The following is an 11,396-nucleotide window of genomic DNA, read 5'->3' as shown; positions in this document are numbered from 1 at the left end:
GGGCCAGCCCGCGTCGGCATTGGGGGATGATGTGAGAGTGCCCGAGGAACCATCGACTGAGCCAGTGACCTCAACCGACCAAGCCGGCGACGCCGCGGCCGGCGAGCCGCAGCGGCCGCCGAGGCGGCTGCGCCTGCTGCTGTCGGTGGCGGCGATCGTCCTGGCCCTGGACATCGTCACCAAGGTGCTCGCCGTCAAGCTGCTGCCCCCCGGTCAGCCGGTGCCCATCATCGGCGACACGGTGACCTGGACGCTGGTGCGCAACTCCGGCGCCGCGTTCTCGATGGCGACCGGCTACACCTGGGTGCTGACGCTGATCGCGACCGGCGTGGTGGCCGGCATCTTCTGGATGGGGCGGCGGCTGGTGTCGCCCTGGTGGGCGGTCGGGCTGGGGATGATCCTCGGCGGCGCGATGGGCAACCTGGTCGACCGCTTCTTCCGCGCGCCCGGGCCGCTGCGCGGCCACGTCGTGGACTTCTTGTCGGTCGGCTGGTGGCCGGTGTTCAACGTCGCCGATCCCTCGGTGGTGGGCGGCGCGATCCTCTTGGTGGTGCTGTCGGTGTTCGGCTACGACTTCGACACCGTAGGCCGACGCAGCAAGGCCGACCCGAGTTGACCGACCGTTCGATGCCGGTCCCCGAGGGGCTGGCGGGCATGCGCGTGGACGCCGGACTGGCACGCCTGCTGGGCCTGTCCCGCAGCGCCGCCGCGGCCCTGGCCGAAGGCGGCGGCGTCGAACTGGACGGCGTGCAGGCGGGCAAGTCCGACCGGTTGACCGGCGGCGCGTGGCTTCAGGTCCGGTTGCCCGAGGCGCCGCCACCGGTGGTGAACACGCCCGTCGAGATCGAGGGCATGACGATCCTGTATTCCGACGACGACATCGTCGCGGTCGACAAGCCCGCCGCGGTGGCCGCGCACGCGTCGGTCGGCTGGACCGGGCCGACGGTGCTCGGCGGGCTGGCCGCGGCCGGTTACCGGATCACCACGTCCGGGGTGCCGGAGCGGCAGGGCATCGTGCATCGCCTCGACGTCGGCACCTCCGGGGTGATGGTGGTGGCGCTCTCCGAGCGCGCCTACACCGTGCTCAAGCGCGCGTTCAAACAGCGCACGGTCGACAAGCGCTATCACGCGCTGGTGCAGGGGCATCCGGACCCGTCGAGCGGCACGATCGACGCACCGATCGGGCGGCACCGCGGCGGCGAGTGGAAGTTCGCGGTCACGACGAACGGCCGGCACAGCCTGACCCACTACGACACCATCGAGGCCTTCGTCGCGGCCAGCCTGCTCGACGTGCACCTGGAAACCGGTCGCACGCACCAGATCCGGGTGCACTTCTCCGCGCTGCACCACCCCTGCTGCGGCGACCTCGTCTACGGTGCCGATCCGAAACTCGCGAAAAGGCTTGGGCTGGAACGGCAATGGCTGCATGCCCGGTCGCTGTCGTTCGCCCACCCGGCGGACGGCAGGCGGATGGAGATCGTCAGCCCCTACCCGGCCGATCTGCAGCACGCGCTGGACGTGCTGCGCGCCGAGGGCTGATCCACGGTCAACGCTTACGCAATTCGTCGACCCTGTAATTTTGCAGGCCGTCTCTCGCACATCTTCTGCAGATTTACCGGCTCGGCAATATCGGCGACGGATCACCGGGATCAGCCCGGCTTGCGGGCCTCGACGAGCAGCCGCGTGGAGTGCGCGACGAACGGCCCGTCGGCCTCGGCCACCAGGTCGTCGAAGGTGCGGCCCATGTCGAGCATGCTAGGCACGAATCACGGCGCGTGGCAGACGAATTTCGTGCCGTTGAGGTCGAGCGTGACCTCGCCCTGGTGCTCCCAGTATTCCGAGCCCTGCCGGCCGTATCGGGCGCCGCTGCCGGACGGCTCCTGGAACAGGATCTGCTGGTTGCCCTTCCAGTCGAGCACCGCCGCGGGCGGATCGAACTCGTTGTAGAACTGCGCGGTCAACGGCCCGGCGTCCGCGGGGCACTGGTAGGTGACCACGGGCGGGCTCAGGGTTCCGGGGTCGGCGATGGCCAGCTGGACCAGCCGCGTCTGATACGCCTCGGTCAGGCAGGTGCGCAGCTCGGGGTTGTGGGCGCAGCCGTCGCGGTCGGTCGCCCAGCGCTGCTGTGCGGTGCTCAGCGCGGCTTGGTCCGCGCCGGGCCGGGCGAGCGCCTCCGAGTATGCGGCCTGCACCCGGTGGTCGAGGTCGGTCAGGTGGGGATCGGCGCACACCTGCCGCTGGGCCGCGTTGGCCGGGGCGGCGCAGTCGAGGGGTGCCGCGGTCGGCGGGGCGGTGGTGGTCGCCGGCGTGGTGGTGGCCGGCGGCGGCGTCGATTTCGCGCCGCAGGCGCTCAACAGCAGGGCCGCGACGATGACGGCGAGCAGTCGCATACGTGCTGACTACCGCCTGCCGGGCGCGCGGCCGGCGCGACACGCCGAGGTTGCCGCCACGGTCGTGGTGGCGCCCACGACCGCAACCGCCGCGGTCGTCCCGGCGGGGGGACCGTCAGACCGTGGCCGTGTTGGCCTCGCCCGTCGCGATCTCGGGAGCCAGCGGCGCGATCGCGCCGATGATGTCGGTGACGGTCTCGGGCGGCACCCCGGCCGCTGCCAGCGCGTCCGACAGGTGCCCGGCCACCAGGTTGAAGTGGTACATGGTGATCCCACGCCCCTGGTGCACCTGCTTCATCGGCGCGCCGGTGTAGGGCTCGGGGCCGCCGAGCGCGGCGGCGAAGAACTCGACCTGCTTGCCTTTGAGGCGGTTCATGTTGGTCCCGGTGAAAAAGCGCGCGAGTTGGTCATCGGCAAGCACACGAACGTAGAAGTCCTCGACCACGACTTCGAGCGCCTCGTGCCCGCCGATCCGGTCGTAGACGGTGACCGGCTGTGGCTTGCGGAAGCGTGCCAGAATTTTCATAACAACGATTGGAACATTTCGGCGTTGCCCACCAGTTAGTGCACAATCACGCTCGGATGTCATTGCGTAACAACCGCATTGCCCACAAATGACGTCCGGGGCGGCCGCGGCGTGAGATGTGCGGCACGCTTTACATGGTGGAAATCTGCATCGAGTGGGGGTGCTGATGTCCTAGGTTGGCTTTATGACTCACGTCACAACATTCACACAGCCCCGCAAGGCGGTCGTGGTCAACGGGCAGGCCAGTCGCGGTCGGGGGGCCGACATCATCAGGAGCGAAAGCCAATGAATCTCGGCGACATCACCAACTTGGTCGAAAAGCCGCTCGCGAGCTTGGTGGAGAAGCCGCTGGCGGCGGTGTCCCACATCGTCAACACCCCCAACTCCGCGGGCCGCTACCGGCCGTTCTATCTGAGGAATCTGCTCGACGCCGTGCAGGGCCGCACGCTCGACGAGGCGGTTGACGGCAAGACCGTTCTGATCACCGGGGGATCGTCGGGCATCGGCGAGGCCGCCGCGAAGCGGATCGCGGAAGCGGGCGGCGTGGTGGTGCTGGTCGCGCGCACCCGGGAGAACCTCGAGAAGGTGGCCTCTGATATCGAAGCGATCCGCGGCGGGACCGCCCACGTCTACCCGTGCGACCTGTCCGACATGGACGCGATCGCCGCGATGGCCGACCAGGTGCTCAGCGACCTGGGGGGCGTCGACATCCTGATCAACAACGCGGGGCGGTCCATCCGGCGCTCGCTCGAGCTGTCCTACGACCGGATCCACGACTATCAGCGCACCATGCAGCTGAACTATCTGGGCGCCGTCCAGCTCATTCTCAAGTTCATCCCGGGGATGCGGGAGCGCGGCTTCGGGCACATCGTCAACGTCTCCTCGGTCGGGGTGCAGACCCGCGCGCCGCGCTTCGGCGCCTACATCGCCAGCAAGTCCGCGCTGGACAGCCTGTGTGATTCGCTGCAGGCCGAAACCGTCAACGACGGCGTGAAGTTCACCACCGTGCACATGGCCCTGGTGCGTACCCCGATGATCAGCCCGACCACGCTCTACGACAAGTTCCCGGCGCTGACGCCGGATCAGGCGGCCGGGGTGATCGCGGACGCGATCGTGCACCGGCCCCGGCGGGCCAGCTCGCCGTTCGGCCAATTCGCCGCCGTCGCCGACGCGGTGAACCCGGCGGTGATGGACCGGGTGCGCAACCGCGCCTTCGCCATGTTCGGCGACTCCCATGCCGCGAAGGGTGACGAATCGTCAAGCGATTCACCGCAATTCGACAAACGCAGCGAGACGTTTGTGCGCGCGACCCGCGGGATACATTGGTGACATCATGAGCCTTCCGAAACCCGACATTCAGACCACCGTCGTCATCACCGGCGCCTCGTCCGGCATCGGCTCCGAACTGGCTCGCGGGCTGGCCCGGCGGGGCTTCCCGCTGTTGCTGGTCGCGAGGCGCCGGGAGCGCCTCGACGAGCTCGCCAACGAGGTGGGCCAGAAATACTCGGTGGGGGTCGAGGTGCTGCCGCTGGACCTCGGCGATGCCGAGGGCCGGGGGAAGCTGGCCGACCGGCTGCGCGCGGAGCCCATCGCCGGGCTGTGCAACAGCGCCGGGTTCGGCACCAGCGGCGTCTTCCACGAGCTGCCCGTCGACCGCGAAAGCGAGGAGGTGACCCTCAACGCGCTGGCGCTGATGGAACTGACCCACGCGGCCCTGCCCGGGATGGTCGAGCGTGGGGCCGGCGCGGTGATGAACATCGCGTCGATCGCCGGCTTCCAGCCAGTGCCCTACATGGCGGTCTATTCGGCGACGAAGGCGTTCGTGCAGACGTTCTCCGAGGCCGTGCACGAGGAGCTGCACGGAACGGGCGTGTCGGTCACGTGCCTGTGCCCCGGGCCCGTGCCGACCGAGTGGGCCGAGATCGCCAACGCCGAGCGGTTCAGCATCCCCATCGCGCAGGTCTCGCCCCGCGACGTCGCCGAGGCGGCGATCGGCGGCATGTTGACCGGCCGGCGGACGGTGGTGCCGGGCGTCGTGCCGAAGGTGGTCAGCACCGGCGGCCGGTTCGCGCCGCGCAGCCTGCTGCTGCCCGGGATCCGGATCGGTAACCGCTTCCGTGGGGGCCCCAACCGCTGAGCCGGCGTCGCGGTCGGGGCTAGGCTCCGGGTCATGGCCGCCGTTGACCTGACCGCCGATATGCCGATGAGCCCGCAGGAGATGTGGGATCACGTCTCCGACCTGTCGGACCTGGGCGACTGGCTGGTGATGCATGAGGGGTGGCGCAGTGATCTGCCCGAGGAACTCGGCGAGGGCGTCCAGGTGGTGGGCGTGGCCCGGGCGAAGGGCTTCCGCAACCGGGTGACGTGGACGGTGACTACGTGGGATCCGCCGCATGAGGTGGCGCTCTCCGGGTCGGGCAAGGGCGGCGCCAAGTACGCCGTCACGCTCACCGTGCGGGCCGCCGACCAGGGGTCGACGCTGGGTCTGCGCCTGGAGCTGGGCGGGCGCGCGTTGTTCGGGCCGGTCGGTTCGGCGGCGGCGCGCGCCGTCAAGGGGGACGTGCAGAAGTCGTTGAAGAACTTCGTGGAGTTGTACGGATAACCGTTCAAGACACGCTTTGCGACACGCCCAACTCGTGTCGGCAACCGGTCATAGACTGGCCTCCCTATGAGTCAGTCGTCGTTCGTGCACCTGCATAACCACACCGAGTACTCGATGCTGGACGGCGCCGCGAAGATCACGCCGATGCTGGCCGAGGTGGAGCGGCTGGGAATGCCCGCGGTCGGGATGACCGACCACGGAAACATGTTCGGCGCCAGCGAGTTCTACAACGTGGCGACCAAGGCCGGGATCAAGCCGATCATCGGGGTCGAGGCCTACATCGCGCCGGGCTCGCGCTTCGACACCCGCCGGATCACGTGGGGCGACCCCGGCCAGAAGTCCGACGACGTCTCCGGCAGCGGTTCCTACACGCACATGACGATGGTGGCCGAGAACGCCACCGGCCTGCGCAACCTGTTCAAGCTGTCCTCGTTGGCGTCCTTCGAGGGCCAGCTCGGCAAGTGGTCGCGGATGGACGCCGAGCTCATCGCCGAGCACGCCGAGGGCATCATCGCCACCACCGGGTGCCCGTCGGGGGAGGTGCAGACCCGGTTGCGGCTGGGGCACGACCGTGAGGCGCTGGAGTCGGCCGCCAAGTGGCGGGAGATCTTCGGCGCCGACAACTACTTCCTGGAACTGATGGACCACGGGCTGTCCATCGAGCAGCGGGTCCGCGAGGGCCTGCTGGAGATCGGCCGTAAACTCGGCATCCCGCCGTTGGCCACCAACGACTGCCACTACGTCACCCGCGACGCCGCCCACAACCACGAGGCGCTGCTGTGCGTGCAGACCGGCAAGACGCTGTCGGATCCGAACCGGTTCAAGTTCGACGGCGACGGCTACTACCTGAAGTCGGCCGCCGACATGCGCGCGATCTGGGACGACGCGGTGCCCGGCGCGTGCGACTCGACGCTGCTGATCGCCGAGCGCGTCCAGTCCTATGCCGACGTATGGGAAGCACGCGACCGGATGCCGATCTTCCCCGTGCCCGAGGGGCACGACCAGGCGTCCTGGCTGCGTCACGAGGTGATGGCCGGGCTGCGGCGACGTTTCGGATCCGGTGTCGGCCAGGACTACATCGACCGCGCCGAGTACGAGATCAAGGTCATCTGCGACAAGGGCTTCCCGTCGTACTTCCTGATCGTCGCCGACCTGATCAACTACGCGCGCTCGGTCGACATCCGGGTGGGGCCGGGCCGCGGTTCGGCGGCCGGCTCGCTGGTGGCCTACGCGCTGGGGATCACCAACATCGACCCGATCCCGCACGGCCTGCTGTTCGAGCGGTTCCTCAACCCCGAACGCCCGTCGGCGCCCGACATCGACATCGACTTCGACGACCGCCGGCGCGGCGAGATGGTGCGCTACGCCGCCGACAAGTGGGGCCACGACCGGGTCGCCCAGGTCATCACCTTCGGCACCATTAAAACCAAGGCGGCACTGAAGGATTCGGCGCGAATCCACTACGGCCAGCCGGGCTTCGCCATCGCCGACCGGATCACCAAGGCGCTGCCGCCGCCGATCATGGCCAAGGACATCCCGCTGTCGGGCATCACCGACCCGAACCACGAGCGGTACAAGGAGGCCGCCGAGGTCCGCGGCCTGATCGAGACCGACCCCGACGTCCGCACGATCTACCAGACCGCGCGCGGCCTGGAAGGCCTGATCCGCAACGCGGGCGTGCACGCCTGCGCGGTGATCATGAGCAGCGAGCCGCTCACCGAGGCCATCCCGCTGTGGAAGCGGCCGCAGGACGGCGCCATCATCACCGGCTGGGACTACCCGTCGTGTGAGGCCATCGGCCTGCTGAAGATGGACTTCCTGGGCCTGCGCAACCTGACGATCATCGGCGACGCACTGGACAACATCAAGGCCAACCGGGGCATCGACCTCGATTTGGAATCGGTGCCGCTGGACGACAAGCCCACCTACGAACTGCTGGGCCGCGGCGACACGCTCGGGGTGTTCCAGCTCGACGGCGGCCCGATGCGCGACCTGCTGCGGCGCATGCAGCCCACCGAGTTCAACGACATCGTCGCGGTGCTGGCGCTGTACCGGCCCGGTCCGATGGGCATGAACGCCCACAACGACTACGCCGACCGCAAGAACAACCGGCAGGCGATCAAACCGATTCACCCGGAGCTCGAGGAGCCGCTGCGCGAGATCCTCTCGGAGACTTACGGTCTGATCGTCTACCAAGAGCAGATCATGTTCATCGCCCAGAAGGTCGCGTCCTACACGATGGGCAAGGCCGACGCGCTGCGCAAGGCGATGGGCAAGAAGAAGCTCGAGGTGCTCGAGGCCGAGTACAAGGGCTTCTACGAGGGCATGACCGCCAACGGGTTCTCCGAAAAAGCGGTGAAGGCGCTGTGGGACACCATCCTTCCGTTCGCCGGGTATGCGTTCAACAAGTCGCACGCCGCCGGCTACGGCCTGGTCTCGTACTGGACCGCCTACCTGAAGGCCAACTACCCGGCCGAGTACATGGCCGGCCTGCTGACCTCGGTGGGCGACGACAAGGACAAGGCCGCGGTCTATCTGGCCGACTGCCGCAAACTCGGCATCACCGTGCTGCCGCCGGACGTCAACGAGTCTCTGGTCAACTTCGCGTCGGTCGGCCAGGACATCCGCTTCGGCCTGGGCGCGGTCCGCAACGTCGGTGCCAACGTCGTCGGCTCGCTGATCAAGACCCGCAACGAGAAGGGGAAGTTCACCGACTTCTCGGACTACCTCAACAAGATCGACATCTCGGCGTGCAACAAGAAGGTCACCGAGTCGCTGATCAAGGCCGGCGCCTTCGACTCGCTCAGCCATGCCCGCAAGGGCCTGTTCCTGGTGCACACCGACGCCGTCGATTCGGTGCTGGGCACCAAAAAGGCCGAGGCCATCGGGCAGTTCGACCTGTTCGGCGGCGGTGACGGCAGCCTCACCGACTCGGTGTTCACCATCAAGGTGCCCGAAGACGAGTGGGAAGACAAACACAAGCTGGCCCTGGAACGGGAAATGCTCGGCCTGTACGTGTCGGGGCATCCGCTCAACGGCGTGGCGCACCTGCTCGCCGGCCAGGTCGACACCCAGATCCCGGCCATCCTCGACGGGGACGTCCCCAACGAGACCCAGGTGCGGGTGGGTGGCATCCTGGCGTCGGTCAACCGGCGGGTCAACAAGAACGGAATGCCCTGGGCGTCGGCACAATTGGAGGACCTCACCGGCGGCATCGAGGTGATGTTCTTCCCGCACGCGTACTCCACCTACGGCGCCGACATCGCCGACGACGCGGTGGTGCTGATCAACGCGAAGGTCGCGATCCGCGACGATCGCATCAGTTTGATCGCCAACGAGCTTGTGGTGCCGGACTTTTCCAACGCCCAGCCCAACCGGCCCATCGCGGTCAGCCTGCCGACCCGGCAGTGCACGATCGACAAGGTCAGCGCCCTCAAGCAGGTGCTGGCGCGTCACCCCGGAACCGCCCAGGTGCATCTGCGGCTCATCAGCGGGGACCGGATCACCACGCTCGAGCTGGACCCGTCGCTACGGGTGACGCCCTCGCCCGCGCTGATGGGTGACCTCAAGGAGCTGCTCGGCCCGGGATGCCTGGGCGGGTAGGGGCCGGGCGGCCGCCGAGACAGGCGCCCAACGTGCGGCTAGCCGCACACTCGCGGCCGAGCGTCAAGCTAGCCGCACACTCGCGGCGCGCTAGGCGGCCAGTCCCAGCGCCGCCTGATGGTCGTGGGTGGGGATGATCGTCGCGGTGTGCCGCGCCAGGTGCAGCCGCTGCAGCGTGCGGAAGGCCTCCTCGCGATCCTCGTCCACCAAAACACCGGGATAGCTTGACTTTTGGCGGACCTTCTCGATCTGCAACCAATGCCACGCCGCGTCGCCGGCGATCAAGACCCAGCCGCGCGGCGTGTGGGCGAGCACCCCGACGCTGCCCGGGGTGTGACCGGCGAGGTCGACCAAGACGACGGAGCCGTCCCGGAATAGGTCGTGGCTGCGGGTGAAGGTCAGCACCGGCGGCCCGTCCAGCTCGTAGTCGACGACGGGCCGGCCGCGCAGCGAATCGCGAACGCCGCCGACCGGCGCCACGGGACCGGACTCGACCCAGTCCCGTTCGGTGCGGTGCAGGCGAACCGGGAGATCCGGCAGGTCCAGCAGACCCGACACGTGGTCCCAGTGCGCGTGAGTCGGCAGGGCGAAGTCCAACGCCGGCGTCCCGGGCAGGCGGTGCAGCGCGGTGATCGTGGGAACCGTGTCGGCCGGGGGACGGACCGCGACCCGCAGCACCGCGGGTAGTTGGGCGATCGCGCGGCGCTCGACGTCGCGGCACACGGCCGGGTCGACGATGAAGGTGGCGTCCGGGTGGGTGATGACGAACGACGTCATCGAGTTGTCGACGCGGGCGGGTGCGAACGTGCCCTCGACGATCGCCGCGGTGGGCACCGAGCGCGGCACCTGGGGCAGCGCGGTCACCGTGACGGTGCGCCGAGGGTCGGGCAGGCCCGCGTCGGTGAGGCCGCGGAGAAACCGGTCGTCGGGCCGCTTCGGACGCAGCGCGCCCCACACCAATCCCGTTGCTGCGGCGCAGCATTGGCGCAGGGTGGGCGAGCGGACGGGGTCGTGCGTCATGGCACCTCCACCCGGACGATCGCGCTGTCGGCCCACACGCCGCGGTCGCGCGCGCGGCGCAGCTTCTCGCGCACGCACAGGTCTTGGTGGACGTTCGTGACGCCGGGGATTTTGATCAGCGGCACGATGTTCCACTGCCAGCCGTAGCGGCGGTGCAACAGGCGGTTCGCCCGCTCGGCGTCGTCCCCCGAGAGGATGGTGGCGCGGCCCGCGACCGTCGTCGCGCCCGGCCGAACCCGGCCGCGGTAGTCGCACGCGGTCAGTTCGACGTCGCGGCGCGCGGCCAACCGCTTGGTCTTCGGCCCTCGCTTGGTGCGGAACAACAGCGCGTCGCCGTCCAGCCCGAACCAGATCGGGGTGTCGACGGGCGTGCCGTCGCGGCGGAACGAGCGGAGCAGCGCGTAGCGTTCCGCGCTCAGCCCGTCGAGTGAATGTGTGTGCATGGCCCCAGTCAACGACTTAGAGTTGGCTCTAAGTCAAGCGTCGAGGGAGGCCCGATGAGTGCTCGGCTGACGATCGGCGAGGTGGCGCGCCAGGCCGGGGTCGCGGCGACCACGCTGCGCTACTACGAACAGATCGGGCTCGTGCCCCCGCCGCGGCGGGTGGGCGGGCAGCGTCGGTACGACGATTCGGTGCTGGCCCGGCTCGAGGTGATCCGGCTCTGCAAATCGGCCGGCTTCGCGCTGGAGGAGATCCAGCTGCTGTTCGCCGACGACGCACCGGGGCGGCCGGCCAGCCGCGCGCTGGCCGAGTCCAAACTCGCCGAAATCGACGCCCAGATGGAGGCGCTGGCCCGGGCGCGCGCCGTGATCGAATGGGGGATGCGCTGCACGTGTCCGTCAATCGACGCCTGCACGTGCGGGATTCACACCGCGTTGCCCGCCTGAGCAAAGGAGCTCCATGACCCAACCCATCGCTGATCGGTTCGGCGATGGTCGAACTGCTCTCGCTGGGCGCCGTCCCCGAGTGCCCGAGCGGGCCGCACCTGGGCTACACCAACGTCTCGTTCCGCGTCGACGACCTGGACGCCACCTACGCGGCGGTGCGGCGCGAGCATCCCGGCGTCCGGGCCGAGCCGCCCGTCGACATGGGCGGGGTGCGGATGTTCTTCATCTACGACCCCGATGACGCACCCATCGAACTGCTGGAGCTGCCGGCCGGCATATCGAGCACGCTGCAGCTCTGGCGTCCGGATCCGGCGTGATCCGTTCCGCGTCCGCGATCACGGACGTACGCTCACGAAGGCAGAGCTGAG

General features: G+C 68.9%; 12 protein-coding genes. 8 read left to right on the top strand and 4 right to left on the bottom strand.

Going from position 1 to position 11,396, the window contains the following annotated elements; genetic code table 11:
• Window positions 1-37: 37 nt before the first annotated feature.
• Window positions 38-616, top strand: coding sequence for a signal peptidase II (lspA, locus tag BRW65_RS06215; RefSeq protein WP_073872415.1), 579 nt, complete (start codon window positions 38-40; stop codon window positions 614-616).
• Window positions 613-1,539, top strand: coding sequence for an RluA family pseudouridine synthase (locus tag BRW65_RS06210; RefSeq protein ID WP_073872413.1), 927 nt, complete (start codon window positions 613-615; stop codon window positions 1,537-1,539). Before lspA ends, BRW65_RS06210 begins: the two co-directional genes overlap by 4 nt.
• Window positions 1,540-1,766: 227 nt before the next feature.
• On the opposite strand, the gene BRW65_RS06205 is transcribed toward BRW65_RS06210, so the two are convergent.
• Window positions 1,767-2,390, bottom strand: coding sequence for an MliC family protein (locus tag BRW65_RS06205; protein WP_073872411.1), 624 nt, complete (start codon window positions 2,388-2,390; stop codon window positions 1,767-1,769).
• 115 nt (window positions 2,391-2,505) lie between these two features.
• A complete protein-coding gene (locus BRW65_RS06200) occupies window positions 2,506-2,916 on the bottom strand; it encodes a group I truncated hemoglobin (protein ID WP_073872408.1) in 411 nt (136 codons plus the stop codon).
• 285 nt (window positions 2,917-3,201) lie between these two features.
• Here BRW65_RS06200 and BRW65_RS06195 point away from each other — a divergent pair, with 285 nt between their 5' ends.
• The 4 genes from BRW65_RS06195 to dnaE all read left to right on the top strand — a co-directional run bounded on the left by BRW65_RS06195 (window position 3,202) and on the right by dnaE (window position 9,121).
• Complete coding sequence (locus BRW65_RS06195) at window positions 3,202-4,245, top strand: SDR family NAD(P)-dependent oxidoreductase (protein WP_073872406.1); 1,044 nt, start codon at window positions 3,202-3,204, stop codon at window positions 4,243-4,245.
• Window positions 4,246-4,249: 4 nt separating this feature from the next.
• Window positions 4,250-5,053 carry an SDR family NAD(P)-dependent oxidoreductase gene (locus BRW65_RS06190; RefSeq protein WP_073872404.1) on the top strand — a complete coding sequence of 268 codons (804 nt, stop codon included), beginning with the start codon at window positions 4,250-4,252 and terminating at the stop codon, window positions 5,051-5,053.
• Window positions 5,054-5,086: 33 nt separating this feature from the next.
• Window positions 5,087-5,518 carry a type II toxin-antitoxin system Rv0910 family toxin gene (locus BRW65_RS06185; protein ID WP_073872403.1) on the top strand — a complete coding sequence of 144 codons (432 nt, stop codon included), beginning with the start codon at window positions 5,087-5,089 and terminating at the stop codon, window positions 5,516-5,518.
• Between the two features lie 66 nt (window positions 5,519-5,584).
• On the top strand, window positions 5,585-9,121 hold the full coding sequence (gene dnaE / locus BRW65_RS06180; protein ID WP_073872401.1) for a DNA polymerase III subunit alpha: 3,537 nt from the start codon (window positions 5,585-5,587) through the stop codon (window positions 9,119-9,121).
• Between the two features lie 90 nt (window positions 9,122-9,211).
• Here dnaE and BRW65_RS06175 read toward each other — a convergent pair whose 3' ends face one another.
• Both BRW65_RS06175 and BRW65_RS06170 read right to left on the bottom strand, forming a co-directional pair.
• Complete coding sequence (locus BRW65_RS06175) at window positions 9,212-10,141, bottom strand: MBL fold metallo-hydrolase (protein WP_073872399.1); 930 nt, start codon at window positions 10,139-10,141, stop codon at window positions 9,212-9,214.
• Window positions 10,138-10,584, bottom strand: coding sequence for a PPOX class F420-dependent oxidoreductase (locus BRW65_RS06170; protein WP_073872397.1), 447 nt, complete (start codon window positions 10,582-10,584; stop codon window positions 10,138-10,140). The genes BRW65_RS06175 and BRW65_RS06170 overlap by 4 nt, the downstream gene beginning before the upstream one ends.
• A 54-nt stretch (window positions 10,585-10,638) precedes the next feature.
• Between BRW65_RS06170 and BRW65_RS06165 the strand changes: the two genes are divergently transcribed.
• Both BRW65_RS06165 and BRW65_RS06160 read left to right on the top strand, forming a co-directional pair.
• Entirely contained in the window at window positions 10,639-11,028 is a 390-nt protein-coding gene (locus tag BRW65_RS06165) for a MerR family transcriptional regulator (protein ID WP_073872395.1), read from the top strand.
• Window positions 11,029-11,072: 44 nt separating this feature from the next.
• On the top strand, window positions 11,073-11,345 hold the full coding sequence (locus BRW65_RS06160; protein ID WP_244168002.1) for a VOC family protein: 273 nt from the start codon (window positions 11,073-11,075) through the stop codon (window positions 11,343-11,345).
• Window positions 11,346-11,396 lie beyond the last annotated feature (51 nt).

The sequence above is a fragment of the Mycobacterium paraffinicum genome (genome assembly GCF_001907675.1).
GTDB lineage: Bacteria > Actinomycetota > Actinomycetes > Mycobacteriales > Mycobacteriaceae > Mycobacterium > Mycobacterium paraffinicum_A.
Note: the sequence above shows the minus strand (reverse complement) of the source record. Positions and strands in the feature narration are given on the sequence as shown.